This is a genomic window from Escherichia sp. WS3063, from assembly GCF_046486595.1.
In the GTDB taxonomy this organism is placed as follows: Bacteria; Pseudomonadota; Gammaproteobacteria; order Enterobacterales; family Enterobacteriaceae; genus Escherichia; species Escherichia coli.
In genome coordinates, this window is record NZ_JBJQKY010000005.1 from 199,266 (window position 1) to 215,973 (window position 16,708).

13 protein-coding genes are annotated in these 16,708 nt (G+C 51.6%); 9 read left to right on the forward strand and 4 right to left on the reverse strand.

Annotation, left to right across the window (positions count from 1 at the left end; translation table 11 throughout):
* The first annotated feature begins 319 nt into the window (after nt 1–319).
* The 5 genes from ssuE to ssuB are packed head-to-tail and all read left to right on the forward strand — an operon-like array spanning nt 320 to nt 4,556.
* Complete coding sequence (ssuE, locus tag ACJHYW_RS07205) at nt 320–895, forward strand: NADPH-dependent FMN reductase (RefSeq protein ID WP_001263917.1); 576 nt, start codon at nt 320–322, stop codon at nt 893–895.
* Entirely contained in the window at nt 888–1,847 is a 960-nt protein-coding gene (ssuA, locus tag ACJHYW_RS07210; protein WP_001228572.1) for an aliphatic sulfonate ABC transporter substrate-binding protein SsuA, read from the forward strand. The genes ssuE and ssuA overlap by 8 nt, the downstream gene beginning before the upstream one ends.
* Nucleotides 1,844–2,989 carry an FMNH2-dependent alkanesulfonate monooxygenase gene (ssuD, locus tag ACJHYW_RS07215; RefSeq protein ID WP_000055984.1) on the forward strand — a complete coding sequence of 382 codons (1,146 nt, stop codon included), beginning with the start codon at nt 1,844–1,846 and terminating at the stop codon, nt 2,987–2,989. The genes ssuA and ssuD overlap by 4 nt, the downstream gene beginning before the upstream one ends.
* Before the next feature lie 11 nt (nt 2,990–3,000).
* Nucleotides 3,001–3,792: an aliphatic sulfonate ABC transporter permease SsuC gene (ssuC, locus tag ACJHYW_RS07220; protein WP_061092640.1), complete on the forward strand. Its 792-nt coding sequence runs from the start codon at nt 3,001–3,003 to the stop codon at nt 3,790–3,792.
* A complete protein-coding gene (gene ssuB, locus ACJHYW_RS07225) occupies nt 3,789–4,556 on the forward strand; it encodes an aliphatic sulfonates ABC transporter ATP-binding protein (RefSeq protein ID WP_001090490.1) in 768 nt (255 codons plus the stop codon). The genes ssuC and ssuB overlap by 4 nt, the downstream gene beginning before the upstream one ends.
* A gap of 42 nt (nt 4,557–4,598) precedes the next feature.
* Here the strand turns inward: ssuB and pepN are convergent, their stop codons facing one another.
* Nucleotides 4,599–7,211: an aminopeptidase N gene (gene pepN / locus ACJHYW_RS07230; RefSeq protein WP_061092639.1), complete on the reverse strand. Its 2,613-nt coding sequence runs from the start codon at nt 7,209–7,211 to the stop codon at nt 4,599–4,601.
* 265 nt (nt 7,212–7,476) lie between these two features.
* Here pepN and pncB point away from each other — a divergent pair, with 265 nt between their 5' ends.
* From pncB to aspC, 4 genes are all read left to right on the forward strand, one after another.
* A complete protein-coding gene (gene pncB / locus ACJHYW_RS07235) occupies nt 7,477–8,679 on the forward strand; it encodes a nicotinate phosphoribosyltransferase (RefSeq protein ID WP_001330062.1) in 1,203 nt (400 codons plus the stop codon).
* A 168-nt stretch (nt 8,680–8,847) separates the two neighbouring features.
* Nucleotides 8,848–10,248 carry an asparagine--tRNA ligase gene (gene asnS, locus ACJHYW_RS07240; RefSeq protein ID WP_000117881.1) on the forward strand — a complete coding sequence of 467 codons (1,401 nt, stop codon included), beginning with the start codon at nt 8,848–8,850 and terminating at the stop codon, nt 10,246–10,248.
* 601 nt (nt 10,249–10,849) lie between these two features.
* The gene (gene ompF, locus ACJHYW_RS07245; protein WP_000977905.1) at nt 10,850–11,923 is read left to right on the forward strand and encodes a porin OmpF; all 1,074 of its coding nucleotides are present in this window, start codon (nt 10,850–10,852) and stop codon (nt 11,921–11,923) included.
* A 184-nt stretch (nt 11,924–12,107) separates the two neighbouring features.
* A complete protein-coding gene (aspC, locus tag ACJHYW_RS07250; protein ID WP_000462687.1) occupies nt 12,108–13,298 on the forward strand; it encodes an aspartate transaminase in 1,191 nt (396 codons plus the stop codon).
* A gap of 49 nt (nt 13,299–13,347) precedes the next feature.
* Here aspC and gloC read toward each other — a convergent pair whose 3' ends face one another.
* From gloC to ldtD, 3 genes are all read right to left on the reverse strand, one after another.
* Nucleotides 13,348–13,995 (reverse strand): hydroxyacylglutathione hydrolase GloC, encoded by a 648-nt coding sequence (gloC, locus tag ACJHYW_RS07255; protein ID WP_001109455.1) that lies wholly within the window; start codon nt 13,993–13,995, stop codon nt 13,348–13,350.
* Between the two features lie 26 nt (nt 13,996–14,021).
* Complete coding sequence (locus tag ACJHYW_RS07260; protein WP_001295932.1) at nt 14,022–14,570, reverse strand: YcbK family protein; 549 nt, start codon at nt 14,568–14,570, stop codon at nt 14,022–14,024.
* Between the two features lie 180 nt (nt 14,571–14,750).
* On the reverse strand, nt 14,751–16,598 hold the full coding sequence (gene ldtD / locus ACJHYW_RS07265) for a L,D-transpeptidase (protein ID WP_000926011.1): 1,848 nt from the start codon (nt 16,596–16,598) through the stop codon (nt 14,751–14,753).
* Between the last annotated feature and the right edge of the window lie 110 nt (nt 16,599–16,708).

Below are 16,708 nucleotides of genomic sequence, written 5' to 3' on the forward strand. Positions count from 1 at the left end.
GCCTGCAAATGACATTGGACTTAATAATAACAACAAATGACCGCCATTTAAACCAGTAGTGTTTACTCAATACGTGACAAATCTTTTATTTATAGATTCCATGAATCTTTCTTTATTACCTGAACGAGTAATTCATTGATTCAACATCTATTGAATATCCAATAAATAAATACACGTGATATATATCCCTCAATCCTTAGTTCATTTTCAGAAAAAGATACACAAAATTTATATTTGGCATTCTCTTGTCTCTCCGACAGACTGACCGAATTGTTATCAATGTTAACAAAACAAGAACAATTGGTTATAAGGAGAGAGTATGCGTGTCATCACCCTGGCAGGAAGTCCTCGCTTTCCTTCTCGCTCCAGCTCCTTGCTGGAATATGCGCGGGAAAAACTAAATGGCCTGGATGTAGAGATTTATCACTGGAATCTGCAAAACTTCGCCCCGGAAGATCTGCTTTATGCCCGTTTCGATAGTCCGGCACTCAAGACCTTCACCGAACAGCTGCAACAGGCTGATGGGCTGATTGTCGCCACGCCTGTGTATAAAGCAGCCTATTCCGGTGCACTGAAAACGCTCCTCGACCTGCTGCCAGAACGCGCGCTGCAAGGCAAAGTCGTGTTGCCGCTGGCGACGGGCGGCACCGTGGCTCATCTACTGGCGGTCGATTATGCCCTAAATCCAGTTTTAAGTGCGTTGAAAGCCCAGGAGATCCTGCACGGCGTGTTTGCCGATGACTCGCAGGTGATTGATTACCAGCACAAGCCGCTATTCACGCCAAATCTGCAAACCCGTCTTGATACCGCGCTAGAAACTTTCTGTCAGGCGTTGCACCGCCGCGATGTTCAGGTTCCTGACCTACTGTCTCTGCGAGGTAATGCCCATGCGTAAGCTCATTAAACTGGTGCTGGCGGGTTTACTTAGCGTCTCTACACTTGCTGTTGCCGCGGAGTCTTCGCCAGAGGCGTTACGAATTGGCTATCAGAAAGGCAGTATTGGTATGGTGCTGGCAAAAAGCCACCAATTACTGGAAAAACGCTATCCGCAAACAAAAATCTCCTGGGTGGAGTTCCCGGCTGGCCCACAGATGCTGGAGGCGTTAAACGTTGGCAGTATTGATCTCGGCAGTACCGGGGATATTCCGCCAATCTTTGCCCAGGCTGCCGGGGCTGATTTGGTGTACGTGGGCGTCGAGCCGCCGAAGCCCAAAGCCGAAGTGATTCTGGTGGCAGATAACAGCCCAATCAAAACCGTAGCCGATCTTAAAGGTCATAAAGTTGCCTTTCAGAAAGGTTCCAGCTCGCACAATCTTTTACTACGCGCACTACGCCAGGCCGGGCTTAAATTCACGGATATCCAGCCCACTTACCTGACGCCTGCCGATGCCCGCGCCGCGTTCCAGCAAGGTAACGTTGACGCCTGGGCTATCTGGGATCCCTACTACTCCGCTGCATTATTACAGGGCGGCGTGCGGGTGTTGAAAGACGGCACCGATCTCAATCAAACCGGATCGTTTTATCTGGCAGCCCGTCCGTATGCAGAAAAAAACGGCGCTTTTATTCAGGGCGTACTGGCAACCTTTAGTGAGGCCGATGCGTTAACCCGCAGCCAGCGCGAACAAAGCATCGCTTTACTGGCAAAAACGATGGGCTTACCGGCACCGGTTATTGCCTCGTATCTGGATCATCGTCCTCCCACCACCATCAAACCGTTGAGCGCTGAAGTTGCCGCCTTACAGCAGCAAACGGCAGATCTGTTTTATGAAAACCGTCTGGTGCCGAAAAAAGTCGATATTCGCCAGCGCATCTGGCAACCCACTCAACTGGAAGGAAAACAATTATGAGTCTGAATATGTTCTGGTTTTTACCGACCCACGGTGACGGGCATTATCTGGGAACGGAAGAAGGTTCACGTCCGGTTGATCACGGTTATCTGCAACAAATTGCGCAAGCGGCGGATCGTCTGGGCTATACCGGTGTGCTGATCCCGACGGGGCGATCGTGTGAAGATGCGTGGCTGGTGGCGGCGTCGATGATCCCGGTGACACAACGGCTGAAGTTTCTTGTCGCCCTGCGCCCCAGTGTGACATCGCCTACCGTTGCCGCCCGCCAGGCCGCCACGCTTGACCGTCTCTCTAACGGACGTGCGTTGTTTAACCTGGTCACAGGCAGCGATCCCCAAGAACTGGCAGGCGACGGCGTGTTCCTTGATCATAGCGAGCGTTACGAAGCCTCGGCAGAATTTACCCAAGTCTGGCGGCGGTTGTTGCTTGGCGAGACAGTGGATTTCAACGGCAAACATATTCATGTACGCGGAGCCAAACTGCTCTTCCCGCCGATTCAACAGCCGTATCCTCCGCTTTACTTTGGCGGATCGTCAGATGTCGCCCAGGAGCTGGCGGCAGAACAAGTTGATCTCTACCTCACCTGGGGCGAACCACCGGAACTGGTAAAAGAGAAAATCGAACAAGTGCGGGCGAAAGCTGCCGCGCATGGACGCAAAATTCGTTTCGGTATTCGTCTGCATGTGATTGTTCGTGAAACCAACGGCGAAGCGTGGCAGGCCGCCGAGCGGTTAATCTCGCATCTTGATGATGAAACTATCGCCAAAGCACAGGCCGCATTCGCCCGAACGGATTCCGTAGGACAACAGCGAATGGCGGCGCTACATAACGGCAAGCGCGACAATCTGGAGATTAGCCCCAATTTATGGGCGGGTGTTGGCTTAGTGCGCGGCGGTGCCGGGACGGCGCTGGTGGGCGATGGTCCTACGGTCGCCGCGCGAATCAACGAATACGCTGCACTTGGCATCGACAGTTTTGTGCTTTCGGGCTACCCGCATCTGGAAGAAGCGTATCGGGTCGGCGAGTTACTGTTCCCACATCTGGATGTCGCCATCCCGGAAATTCCCCAGCCACAACCGCTGAATCCGCAAGGCGAAGCGGTGGCGAATGATTTTATCCCCCGTAACGTCGCGCAAAGCTAAGGAACACGATGATGGCAACGCCAGTGAAGAAGTGGTTATTGCGCGTTGCCCCCTGGTTTTTACCGGTGGGCATCGTGGCGGTGTGGCAACTGGCCTCCTCGGTTGGCTGGCTATCGACGCGTATTTTGCCCTCGCCGGAAGGAGTGGTGATGGCGTTCTGGACGCTCTCTGCCAGCGGCGAATTGTGGCAGCATCTGGCGATCAGCTCCAGGCGGGCGTTGATTGGCTTTTCAATTGGCGGATCGCTGGGCTTGATTCTGGGACTGATTAGCGGGCTGTCGCACTGGGGAGAACGGCTGCTGGATACCTCCATTCAGATGTTGCGCAACGTGCCGCATCTGGCGCTGATCCCGCTGGTGATTTTGTGGTTTGGCATTGATGAATCCGCAAAAATCTTTCTGGTGGCGCTCGGTACGCTATTCCCCATTTATATCAACACCTGGCATGGCATCCGTAATATCGACCGTGGGCTGGTGGAGATGGCACGTAGCTATGGATTATCCGGCATACCGCTGTTTATCCATGTGATCCTGCCTGGTGCCCTGCCCTCAATTATGGTCGGTGTGCGTTTTGCTTTGGGCCTGATGTGGCTGACGCTGATCGTTGCCGAAACTATTTCTGCCAATTCCGGCATTGGTTATCTGGCGATGAATGCGCGGGAGTTTTTGCAAACGGACGTGGTGGTTGTCGCCATTATTCTTTACGCCCTGCTCGGCAAACTGGCTGACGTCAGCGCGCAGCTGTTAGAGCGTCTCTGGTTGCGCTGGAACCCGGCTTATCATTTGAAGGAGGCCACGGTATGAATACTGCTCGTCTGAACCAGGGCACACCATTGTTGCTCAATGCAGTAAGCAAACATTACGCGGAAAATATCGTCCTGAACCAACTGGATTTACATATTCCGGCTGGTCAGTTTGTGGCGGTGGTGGGCCGCAGCGGTGGTGGCAAAAGTACCCTGCTGCGCCTGCTGGCAGGTCTGGAAACGCCAACCGCTGGCGATGTGTTAGCGGGCACCACACCGCTGGCTGAGATTCAGGATGATACGCGAATGATGTTTCAGGACGCGCGTCTGCTGCCGTGGAAATCGGTGATTGATAACGTTGGGTTAGGCCTTAAAGGCCAGTGGCGCGATGCGGCGCGTCAGGCTCTGGCTGCGGTAGGACTGGAGAATCGCGCGGGGGAATGGCCTGCCGCACTTTCTGGCGGGCAGAAACAACGTGTGGCGCTGGCAAGGGCGCTGATTCATCGACCGGGTTTATTGTTACTTGATGAACCACTCGGTGCGCTGGACGCTTTAACGCGACTCGAGATGCAGGATTTGATTGTGTCGCTTTGGCAGAAGCACGGTTTTACCGTTTTGCTGGTGACGCATGATGTGAGCGAAGCGGTAGCAATGGCTGACCGGGTGTTGTTAATTGAAGAGGGAAAAATTGGTCTGGATTTAACAGTGGATATCCCCCGTCCGCGTCGGTTAGGGTCGGTACGATTAGCAGAGCTGGAAGCGGAAGTATTGCAGCGGGTGATGAAGCGTGGTGAATCTGAAACTCGCCTGAGAAAACAGGGGTAAATTCTCCAAATGGCGGCGCTATTGCCGCCATTCGGTTATTTATTAAGCCAGTGCTTTGGTGATCTTCTCGTACAGATCGCCAGAGAGATTTTCCAGCCCTTTCAACTGCTCCAGCGCCGCGCGCATTTTCTCCTGACGTTTGGCATCGTAACGTTTCAGGCGAATCAGCGGCTCAATCAGGCGCGATGCCACCTGCGGGTTACGGCTGTTGAGGTCGGTAAGCATTTCCACAAGGAACTGATAACCGCTGCCATCTTCGGCATGGAACGCTGCCGGGTTGCTGCCCGCAAACGCGCCAATCAACGAACGAATGCGGTTCGGGTTGCTCATGGTAAATGAGCGATGCTGCAACAGACCGCGCACCGTCTCCAGCACATTCGCCGCCGGGCTGGTGGCTTGCAGGATAAACCATTTATCCATCACCAGACCGTCCAGATACCACTTATCGTCGTATTCCTGCATCAGCGCATCACGGCATGGCAGTTGTGCGGCAACCGCCGCAGAAAGCGCCGCCAGCGCATCGGTCATATTGTTCGCTTCGTGGAACTGCTTGCTCACCAGCACGTCAGCCAGATGCGTTTCACCAAAAGCAAGGAAGCGCAGACAGGCATTACGCAGAGTGCGTTTTGCAATATCTTCATGCTCAACACGGTACTCGCTCTGGTAATTCGCGTTGTAAATAGCCAGCAGCTCATCCGCCAGTTCAGTCGCCAGAGTACGAGTGAGTGCTTCGCGTACTTCGGCAATAGCAATCGGGTCGATGATATCGAACAGTTCAGCCATTTCATTGACAGAAGGCAGCGTCAGGATTTCTGCCGCCAGCGCCGGATCAATCTTCTCATCGAGCAACACCGCGCGGAAAGCGTCAGCCACATGCACCGGCAGAGACAGCGGCTGCCCTTGCTGATGACGGGCGACGTTTAGCTTGATGTAGGTTGCCAGCAGGCTTTGCGCCGCATCCCAACGGGAGAAATCATTACGCGCATGACGCATCAGGAAGGTCAGTTGCTGATCGCTCCACTTATATTCCAGTTTCACTGGCGCAGAGAATTCGCACAGCAGCGCAGGCACCGGCTGGAAGTAGACATTATCAAAGACAAAGGTCTGTTCCGCCTGAGTGACGTTTAGCACGGAATTCACCGGATGACCGCCTTTCTGCAACGGGATCACTTTGCCTTCGTTATCATACAATTCGATTGCAAACGGAATATGCAGCGGTTGTTTTTCTGCCTGATCCGGCGTAGCTGGCGTGCGCTGGCTGATGGTCAGGGTGTACTGCTCGGTTTCCGGATTATAGTCGTCTTTGACGGTCACAACCGGCGTACCGGACTGGCTGTACCAACGGCGGAAATGAGAGAGATCGACATTCGACGCATCTTCCATCGCCTGAACAAAGTCGTCGCAGGTTGCCGCGCTGCCATCATGGCGCTCGAAATAGAGCTGCATCCCTTTCTGGAAGTTTTCTTCGCCCAGCAGGGTGTGGATCATGCGAATCACTTCCGCGCCCTTCTCGTAAACGGTCAGGGTGTAGAAGTTGTTCATCTCAATGACCATATCCGGGCGGATCGGGTGCGCCATCGGGCTGGCGTCTTCCGCAAACTGCAATCCGCGCATGGTGCGCACGTTGTTGATACGGTTTACCGCGCGAGAACCAAGGTCAGAGCTGAACTCCTGATCGCGGAAGACGGTTAAACCTTCTTTCAGGCTGAGCTGGAACCAGTCGCGGCAGGTCACTCGGTTACCGGTCCAGTTATGGAAATATTCATGGCCGATAACGCGTTCAATATCGAGGTAATCTTTGTCGGTGGCGGTATCGGTGCGGGCCAGCACATATTTGGAGTTAAAGATATTCAGCCCCTTATTCTCCATTGCGCCCATATTGAAGAAATCCACCGCGACGATCATATAGATGTCGAGGTCATACTCCAGGCCGAAGCGCTCTTCATCCCATTTCATGGAGTTTTTCAGGGAGGTCATCGCCCACGGCGCACGATCAAGGTTGCCGCGATCGACGTACAGCTCCAGCGCAACTTCGCGACCAGAACGCGTGGTGAAGGTGTCGCGCAGCACGTCGAAGTCGCCTGCCACCAGCGCAAACAGGTAGCACGGTTTAGGGAACGGGTCCTGCCACTGTACCCAGTGACGTCCGTTTTCCAGTTCGCCTTGCGCAACGCGGTTACCGTTGGAAAGCAGGAAGGGATATTGGGTTTTATCGGCAATAATTTTGGTGGTAAAACGCGCCAGCACGTCCGGGCGGTCGAGATAATACGTAATATGGCGGAAACCTTCGGCTTCACACTGGGTGCAAAGCGCATCGCCTGACTGATAAAGCCCTTCCAGCGCGGTATTCGTCGCCGGGCTAATTTCATTAACGATCTTAAGCGTAAAACGCTCCGGCAAATTACTGATGACCAGTGCGCCCTCTTCTTCTTTCCAGGCGGTCCACGGCTCATCATTAATATGAACAGAAACCAGTTTAAGATCTTCGCCATCAAGACGAAGCGGAGCATCTGATGCACCATGACGGACAGCCTGGCTGACCGCGGTAACGACCGTCTTTTGCGCGTCCAGGTCAAAGGTCAAGTCAATATCAGTAATCTGGTAATCCGGCGCACGATAATCGTGACGGTATTTGGCTTGTGGCTGTTGAGTCATAAATAACCTTTAGCATCTTTTATAGAGTCTGGTGTTCAGTCTATTCCTGTTGCGTAAATCGCGCTATGCAGAATCTTCATCTTTTCAGGTACAAACGCCTTTATTGCTACATTTTTATAACATACACCGCGTAATGCCATCGACCAGAAAGGTGGCATATGGTGTGATCGGGGTTCAATAAATTGCGAAACAAGGTATACTCCAGCAGTTCCTGAAGATGTTTATTGTACTAAACGCTCCTGTACGAGGACGCTACTGCGCACCTATGACACAATTCGCTTCTCCTGTTCTGCACTCGTTGCTGGATACAGATGCTTATAAGTTGCATATGCAGCAAGCCGTGTTTCATCACTATTACGATGTGCATGTCGCGGCGGAGTTTCGTTGCCGAGGTGACGATCTGCTGGGTATTTATGCCGATGCTATTCGTGAACAGGTTCAGGCGATGCAGCACCTGCGCCTGCAGGATGATGAATATCAGTGGCTCTCTGCCCTGCCTTTCTTTCAGGCCGACTATCTTAACTGGTTACGCGAGTTCCGCTTTAACCCGGAACAAGTCACCGTATCCAACGATAATGGCAAGCTGGATATTCGTTTAAGCGGCCCGTGGCGTGAAGTCATCCTCTGGGAAGTTCCTTTGCTGGCGGTTATCAGTGAAATGGTACATCGCTATCGCTCACCGCAGACCGACGTTGCGCAAGCCCTCGACACGCTGGAAAGCAAATTAGTCGACTTCTCGGCATTAACCGCCGGTCTTGATATGTCGCGCTTCCATCTGATGGATTTTGGCACCCGCCGCCGTTTTTCTCGCGAAGTACAAGAAACCATCGTTAAGCGTCTGCAACAGGAATCCTGGTTCGTGGGCACCAGCAACTATGATCTGGCGCGCCGGCTTTCACTCACGCCGATGGGAACACAGGCACACGAATGGTTCCAGGCGCATCAGCAAATCAGCCCGGATCTAGCCAACAGCCAGCGAGCTGCACTTGCTGCCTGGCTGGAAGAATATCCCGACCAACTTGGCATTGCATTAACCGACTGCATCACTATGGATGCTTTCCTGCGTGATTTCGGTGTCGAGTTCGCCAGTCGCTATCAGGGCCTGCGTCATGACTCTGGCGACCCGGTTGAATGGGGTGAAAAAGCCATTGCACATTATGAGAAGCTGGGAATTGATCCACAGAGTAAAACGCTGGTTTTCTCTGACAATCTGGATTTACGCAAAGCGGTTGAGCTATACCGCCATTTCTCTTCCCGCGTGCAATTAAGTTTTGGTATTGGGACTCGCCTGACCTGCGATATCCCCCAGGTAAAACCCCTGAATATTGTCATTAAGTTGGTTGAGTGTAACGGTAAACCGGTGGCGAAACTTTCTGACAGCCCTGGCAAAACTATCTGCCACGATAAAGCGTTTGTTCGGGCACTGCGCAAAGCATTCGACCTTCCGCATATTAAAAAAGCCAGTTAATATCATCAGGGAGCTAATCGGCTCCCTTTTTTTACCTTTAATTCCGAAATCTTTCGCTGCATTTGCGAATTCTGCTTGTCTGATTGCAGATGCCAGGTAACATAGGTATCCCCCCATTTACGGGTGGACAAGTGTTTATTTTTTCCGACTATTAACAGAGAGAATATTATGAGCGTTGTGCCTGTAGCCGACGTACTCCAGGGCCGCGTAGCCGTTGACAGCGAAGTCACCGTGCGCGGATGGGTACGTACCCGCCGAGATTCAAAAGCTGGCATCTCCTTCCTCGCCGTTTATGACGGTTCCTGCTTTGATCCTGTACAGGCTGTCATCAATAATTCTCTGCCCAATTACAATGAAGACGTCCTGCGTCTGACCACCGGCTGCTCGGTCATTGTGACGGGTAAAGTCGTGGCGTCGCCGGGCCAGGGGCAACAATTTGAAATTCAGGCCAGCAAGGTTGAAGTTGCTGGTTGGGTTGAAGATCCAGACACTTACCCGATGGCGGCAAAACGCCACAGCATTGAGTATCTGCGTGAAGTCGCTCACCTGCGTCCGCGCACAAACCTGATTGGTGCCGTCGCGCGCGTTCGCCATACGCTGGCGCAGGCGCTGCATCGCTTCTTTAACGAGCAGGGATTCTTCTGGGTTTCAACGCCACTGATTACTGCGTCTGATACCGAAGGGGCTGGCGAAATGTTCCGCGTTTCTACGCTGGATCTGGAAAACCTGCCGCGTAACGATCAGGGCAAAGTGGATTTCGACAAAGACTTCTTTGGTAAAGAGTCTTTCCTGACCGTATCTGGCCAGTTGAACGGCGAAACCTACGCTTGCGCATTATCCAAAATTTATACCTTCGGCCCGACTTTCCGTGCTGAAAACTCCAACACCAGCCGTCACCTGGCGGAATTCTGGATGCTGGAGCCGGAAGTGGCGTTTGCTAACCTGAACGATATCGCGGGTCTGGCTGAAGCCATGCTGAAATATGTCTTCAAAGCGGTTCTCGAAGAACGCGCTGACGACATGAAATTCTTCGCTGAACGCGTAGATAAAGATGCCGTTTCACGTCTGGAACGCTTCATTGAAGCCGATTTTGCGCAGGTGGATTACACCGACGCAGTGACCATTCTCGAAAACTGCGGCAGGAAGTTTGAAAACCCGGTTTACTGGGGCGTTGATCTCTCTTCTGAGCATGAGCGTTATCTGGCGGAAGAACACTTTAAAGCACCGGTAGTGGTTAAAAACTATCCGAAAGATATTAAAGCGTTCTATATGCGCCTTAACGAAGACGGTAAAACCGTTGCGGCTATGGACGTTCTGGCTCCGGGCATCGGTGAGATCATTGGTGGCTCCCAGCGTGAAGAACGTCTGGACGTGCTGGACGAGCGTATGCTGGAAATGGGCCTGAATAAAGAAGATTACTGGTGGTATCGCGATCTGCGTCGCTACGGTACTGTTCCGCATTCAGGTTTCGGTCTTGGTTTTGAACGCCTGATTGCTTACGTAACTGGTGTGCAAAACGTGCGTGATGTGATTCCGTTCCCACGTACTCCGCGTAACGCCAGCTTCTAATTTAGCGTCTTCAAGAGCCAGTGCCCGCTGGCTCTTTTTTTATCCTTTCTGTCAAGTTATCTGTTTGTTAAGTCAAGCAATCTATTTGCAACCCCGCCATAACGATCATCCTGTTACGAAATATTACACTGCAACATTTGCGCACAAAAAATAATCCGCATTCTTATTGCGGATTAGTTTTTTCTTAGCTGATAGCACAATTTTCATACTATTTTTTGGCGTTCTGGATGTCTGAACGAGGATTTAGTGCCAGGTCGATAAAGTTTCCATCAGAAACAAAATTTCCTTTTAGTTAATTTAAATATAAGGAAATCATATAAATAGATAAAAATTGCTGTAAATATCATCACGCTTCTATGGAAATATGACGGTGTTCACAAAGTTCCTTAAATTTTACTTTTGGTTACATATTTTTTCTTTTTGAAACCAAATCTTTATCTTTGTAGCACTTTCACGGTAGCGAAACGTTAGTTTGAATGGAAAGATGCCTGCAGACACATAAAGACACCAAACTCTCATCAATAGTTCCGTAAATTTTTATTGACAGAACTTATTGACGGCAGTGGCAGGTGTCATAAAAAAACCATGAGGGTAATAAATAATGATGAAGCGCAATATTCTGGCAGTGATCGTCCCTGCTCTGTTAGTAGCAGGTACTGCAAACGCTGCAGAAATCTATAACAAAGATGGCAACAAAGTAGATCTGTACGGTAAAGCTGTCGGTCTGCATTATTTTTCTAAAGACAATGGTGTAAACAGTTACGGCGGAAACGGCGACAAAACTTATGCCCGTCTTGGTTTTAAAGGGGAAACACAAATCAATTCCGATCTGACCGGCTACGGTCAGTGGGAATATAACTTCCAGGGTAACAACTCTGAAGGCGCTGATGCCCAGAAAGGTAACAAAACTCGTCTGGCATTCGCAGGTCTGAAATTCGCTGATGCGGGTTCTATCGACTACGGTCGTAACTACGGTGTGGTTTACGACGCACTGGGTTACACCGATATGCTGCCTGAGTTTGGCGGTGACACGGCATACAGCGATGACTTCTTCGTTGGTCGTGTAGGCGGCGTTGCTACCTATCGTAACTCCAACTTCTTCGGTCTGGTTGACGGCCTGAACTTTGCCGTTCAGTACCTGGGCAAAAACGAACGTGCTGGTATTCCTGAGCGTTCCAACGGCGACGGCGTCGGTGGCTCTATCAGCTACGAATTCGAAGGCTTTGGTATCGTAGGTGCTTACGGTGCAGCAGACCGTACCGACGCCCAGGAAGCCGAATTCCGCGGTCAGGGTAAAAAAGCTGAACAGTGGGCAACTGGTCTGAAGTATGACGCGAACAACATCTACCTGGCAGCGAACTACGGTGAAACCCGTAACGCTACGCCAATTGAAGGCGGCTTCGCCAACAAAACGCAAGACGTTCTGTTAGTTGCGCAATACCAGTTCGATTTCGGTCTGCGTCCGTCCATCGCTTACACCAAATCTAAAGCGAAAGACGTAGAAGGTATCGGTGATGTTGATCTGGTGAACTACTTTGAAGTGGGCGCAACCTACTACTTCAACAAAAACATGTCCACCTATGTTGACTACATCATCAACCAGATCGATTCTGACAACAAACTGGGCGTAGGTTCAGACGACACCGTTGCTGTGGGTATCGTTTACCAGTTCTAATAGCACACCTCTTTGTTAAATGCCGAAAAAACAGGACGTTGGTCCTGTTTTTTTTATGCCTTCCAGAGCAATCTCACGTCTTGCAAAAACAGCCTGCGTTTTCATCAGTAATAGTTGGAATTTTGTAAATCTCCCGTTACCCTGATAGCGGACTTCCCTTCTGTAACCATAATGGAACCTCGTCATGTTTGAGAACATTACCGCCGCTCCTGCCGACCCGATTCTGGGCCTGGCCGATCTGTTTCGTGCCGATGAACGTCCCGGCAAAATTAACCTCGGGATTGGTGTCTATAAAGATGAGACGGGCAAAACCCCGGTACTGACCAGCGTGAAAAAGGCTGAACAGTATTTGCTCGAAAATGAAACCACCAAAAATTACCTCGGCATTGACGGCATCCCTGAATTTGGTCGCTGCACTCAGGAACTGCTGTTTGGTAAAGGTAGCGCCCTGATCAATGACAAACGTGCTCGCACGGCACAGACTCCGGGTGGCACTGGCGCACTACGCGTGGCTGCCGATTTCCTGGCAAAAAATACCAGCGTTAAGCGTGTGTGGGTGAGCAACCCAAGCTGGCCGAACCATAAGAGCGTCTTTAACTCTGCAGGTCTGGAAGTTCGTGAATACGCTTATTATGATGCGGAAAATCACACCCTTGACTTCGATGCACTGATTAACAGCCTGAACGAAGCTCAGGCTGGCGACGTAGTGCTGTTCCATGGCTGCTGCCATAACCCAACCGGTATCGACCCTACGCTGGAACAATGGCAGACACTGGCACAACTTTCCGTTGAGAAAGGCTGGTTACCGCTGTTTGACTTCGCTTACCAGGGTTTTGCCCGTGGTCTGGAAGAAGATGCTGAAGGACTGCGCGCTTTCGCTGCTATGCATAAAGAGCTGATTGTTGCCAGTTCCTACTCTAAAAACTTTGGCCTGTACAACGAGCGTGTTGGCGCTTGTACTCTGGTTGCTGCTGACAGTGAGACCGTTGATCGCGCATTCAGCCAAATGAAAGCGGCGATTCGCGCTAACTACTCTAACCCACCAGCACACGGCGCTTCTGTTGTTGCCACCATCCTGAGCAACGATGCGTTACGTGCGATTTGGGAACAAGAGCTGACTGATATGCGCCAGCGTATTCAGCGTATGCGTCAGTTGTTCGTCAATACGCTGCAGGAAAAAGGGGCAAACCGCGACTTCAGCTTTATCATCAAACAGAACGGTATGTTCTCCTTCAGTGGCCTGACGAAAGAACAGGTACTGCGTCTGCGTGAAGAGTTTGGCGTGTATGCAGTGGCTTCTGGTCGTGTGAACGTGGCCGGGATGACGCCAGATAACATGGCTCCGCTGTGCGAAGCGATTGTGGCCGTGCTGTAAAGGCTAGTTAAACGAAGCCCGCTGTGAAAGCGGGCTTTTTTATACGTCTTTACCAGACGGGCATTTCGTCTTGCAGGAAGGGATTATGCAGGCGTTCGTAACCAAGAGTTGATAATGGTCCGTGACCCGGAATAAATGTCACGTCATCCCCCAGGGGCAGCAATTTATCTTTGATTGAAGAAATCAGTTGATTATGATCGCCACGCGGAAAGTCACTGCGCCCTACTCCGCCTTTGAAAATAACGTCGCCAGAAATCAGCAGCCTTGCCCGCTCATCAAAAAACACGACATGACCCGGCGTATGCCCAGGGCAATGTAACACCTGTAAAGTCACATTCCCTATGCTGATGGTATCGCCTTCGTTCAGCCAACGATCTGGCGTCAGCGGCTGGCACTCTTCCAGACCAAACATACGACTTTGCGCAGGCAAGCCTTGCAGCCAGAACTCATCTTCTTTTTCCGGGCCAAAAACCGGCACGCCGTAATGTTGCGCCAGTTCCGCCGCTGCGCCAACGTGGTCCAGATGACCATGAGTCAGCAGGATCTGCATCAGTGTCAGGCCGCTGGCATCAACTTCCTGTTTGATTTTTTCCGCATCGCCGCCAGGATCGACCAGTGCGGCCAGTCGGGTTTGTTCACACCAGATCAATGAACAGTTCTGGGAGAATGCGGTGACCGGAATAATACGATAGTTCATACTGCCCCTGTTTCGTTAAGCGATTACTACCAGTGCCGTGCTGGCCCGGTATCAATATGCACAAAGTTACTACGTGGGTAATATCCTACACCACCTGCGCGCATAGATAACGCGGCTTTGCGAATATTGCTTAACGCGATACCTTCAATATGGAAATCCATCGCCTGCCCTTTCGTGTGATAGCTTTTCTTCGCTACTCCACGGCTGCGGGCGCGTAGTTCATTGTTGGTATCAATGGAACGATAACCGGAAATGAGTTGCACCGGTTTGCGGGTACCTAATAACCCTTGCAGGCGATACAACTGATCGAACAATCCTGGGTCGATGGACTTTATTTTGTTCGCGCGGTAATCGCGGAAAAAATGGTTAAGTTTTGCCAATTCTTCCTGAATATAGCCTCTGCCATCGAAAAACTCCGCTTTGATTGACTCTCCGGTATGAAGATTATTGAGTGTCAAAATGCGCGGGCGTGGGGTAGAGAGTGTTGCAAACGCCGGGGTCGGCAGGATGGCGGCACCGAGTGCAACGCCACCAAGCGCCAGCAGTTTGCGGCGATTAGCGTCGAATTTGTCCATGATAATCAAGTCTACAGGTCAATGTTATCGTTTATATGCACTTCTGGCGCACAAGAGGCACCTTAACCGTCAGTAAAGCTGACGTCAAGATGACTCAACCCCAGCAGTGACGGGGGCTGCAGAGAATCGCCCCCGATCATGCTAATTATTACGACAACTGATTTCCCCGAACTACTTCATTTACCTGATTAATTGTTCCGCTTTCGATACGATTTGCGAGCTGGATCGCGCAGGCAGATCATAATTGTAAATATCTGTACGATACTGGGTACGACCATCTGCACCAACAAAGGCCGTCAGGTAGTAGAGATTCACCGGAATCGACTGCCGAATATTGACGTAACGCGTATCGCCCTGCTTCAGCGCATCAGAAATACGTTTGTCATTCCATCCTGCATCCTGCAACAGCATATTCGCCAGATCGGAAGCTTTATTCACTCGTACACAGCCTGAGCTCAATGCGCGTGTATCACGCTTGAACAGATTGTGGTTCGGCGTGTCATGCAAATAAATGGCCTCTGAACTCGGCATATTGAATTTATAGCGCCCCAGCGAGTTCCGTGGGCCTGGAGCCTGCTGGAAGCGAAACGGTAAATTCGAGGCCGTGATTGTAGACCAGTCAACCTGCCATGGGTCAATCGCTTCTCTGCTGTTCCAGCCGCGCATCACCGTATAGCCATGGCTTTCGAGATATCCCGGATCGTTGCGCACTTTCGGCAGAATATCTTTGCGTGCCAGAGTTGGTGGTACGTTCCACGGCGGGTTTACCACTACGTTGTTAAGTGCACTGCTCATCATCGGCGTTTTGCGATCGGGGCGACCGACAATGACTCGCGAATCCAGCACCTGATTGCCGTTCTGATAGTAGACCAGCGAATAGGCTGGAATGTTAACCATGATCCCGGTAGAAAGCTCTGTTGGCAGCAAGCGCAATCGCTGGATGTTGAGTGCCAACACGCCAGCACGCTGGGCGGGCGTTACGTTTAACCAGTCACGCGTTGCCGGGCCAATAGCACCATCTGCCCCCAATCCTTGCCATGCCTGAAAACGTTTAACGGCTTCCACCAGTTCATTATCGTAGGCGGCACGAACGGCAGGCGCAGGTTTACTACGAGACGTCGTTTGCTTGTCCATCGGCTTAGTTTCTGCTGTTTCAACAGTAACAGCGGATGGGCTGACTACCGTGTCAGTTGGCGTGTCATCGCCAGGTAGCGTAATTTTCGGCCCCCCGTCCAACATGCCTGTGCGTTGCAATATTTCGCGCAACGCCGGTACGTCGTTACTCCACTGCCCTGGGCGCAACGTTGCTTTGCCGGTCAGTTGGGGCCACGGTTTGGTGTCACTGAGTAAGGCCAGTAACGATTCATGCATCGCTGCATATTGCGGATGCTGCGGTGCCAGACCTGCAACAAACGTCGGCAATTGACCTTTATCCAGCGCCAGCTGCCATTGGTTAATCACCGAAAGCGGCGGCGTTGAAAGCGCATAAGGTTTACTGCTATATAGCCAGCGAGTGCCTTTGACCGGAATATTTGCAATGAAATGGAGATAGCCCATCATCGCATCAGAGAGCACCACGTCGCGTGCCATCCCGTTAACACCAGGATCGGTCAGTAACTCTACCCATTTATTAAACTGCGGCTGGAAACCGGCAATCGCCACTTCTGCCAGCTGTTGCTGGAAGGCTTTAACAGCATCACGGTTTTCCCACATGGGTTGCATATCGCGTGCGGCATACAACAGTTGAAGCTGGTTAAGATAAACCGGCTTATAGCCTGCAGGTAATTGAGATTCGATTTGCGTGCGGGCTTTTTCTGCCGCACCTTCAGGCAATGGCTGGATCCCCGCCATTATTGCCGTGGCCTGCGCCTGCGGCAGTGCCTCGCCCTGTTCGCTGACAGCCACCGGGCTGTCGCCAGGGATTACTTCAGGCTCATCGGCCTGCGCATTGAACAGTGGAGCGAATGTTACGGCCAGGCACAAACTGATTGCCGACAGCCGACGACCACACATCATATTAAGCAACATCCCTTGCCCCCTGTTTTTATCATACTCTGAATAGCCAGGCTGTTATTTTACGACTTGCCTGTACAACGCCAATACTCACGAAAGTATGACGAGCAAGCCTGTTACTCATC

What these genes read in the sequence shown, in the direction of transcription:
- ssuE (WP_001263917.1), top strand. Translation starts at nt 320, where the DNA reads ATGCGTGTCATCACCCTGGCAGGAAGTCCTCGCTTTCCTTCTCGCTCC.
- ssuA (WP_001228572.1), top strand. Translation starts at nt 888, where the DNA reads ATGCGTAAGCTCATTAAACTGGTGCTGGCGGGTTTACTTAGCGTCTCT.
- ssuD (WP_000055984.1), top strand. Translation starts at nt 1,844, where the DNA reads ATGAGTCTGAATATGTTCTGGTTTTTACCGACCCACGGTGACGGGCAT.
- ssuC (WP_061092640.1), top strand. Translation starts at nt 3,001, where the DNA reads ATGGCAACGCCAGTGAAGAAGTGGTTATTGCGCGTTGCCCCCTGGTTT.
- ssuB (WP_001090490.1), top strand. Translation starts at nt 3,789, where the DNA reads ATGAATACTGCTCGTCTGAACCAGGGCACACCATTGTTGCTCAATGCA.
- pepN (WP_061092639.1), bottom strand. Translation starts at nt 7,211, where the DNA reads ATGACTCAACAGCCACAAGCCAAATACCGTCACGATTATCGTGCGCCG.
- pncB (WP_001330062.1), top strand. Translation starts at nt 7,477, where the DNA reads ATGACACAATTCGCTTCTCCTGTTCTGCACTCGTTGCTGGATACAGAT.
- asnS (WP_000117881.1), top strand. Translation starts at nt 8,848, where the DNA reads ATGAGCGTTGTGCCTGTAGCCGACGTACTCCAGGGCCGCGTAGCCGTT.
- ompF (WP_000977905.1), top strand. Translation starts at nt 10,850, where the DNA reads ATGATGAAGCGCAATATTCTGGCAGTGATCGTCCCTGCTCTGTTAGTA.
- aspC (WP_000462687.1), top strand. Translation starts at nt 12,108, where the DNA reads ATGTTTGAGAACATTACCGCCGCTCCTGCCGACCCGATTCTGGGCCTG.
- gloC (WP_001109455.1), bottom strand. Translation starts at nt 13,995, where the DNA reads ATGAACTATCGTATTATTCCGGTCACCGCATTCTCCCAGAACTGTTCA.
- ACJHYW_RS07260 (WP_001295932.1), bottom strand. Translation starts at nt 14,570, where the DNA reads ATGGACAAATTCGACGCTAATCGCCGCAAACTGCTGGCGCTTGGTGGC.
- ldtD (WP_000926011.1), bottom strand. Translation starts at nt 16,598, where the DNA reads ATGTTGCTTAATATGATGTGTGGTCGTCGGCTGTCGGCAATCAGTTTG.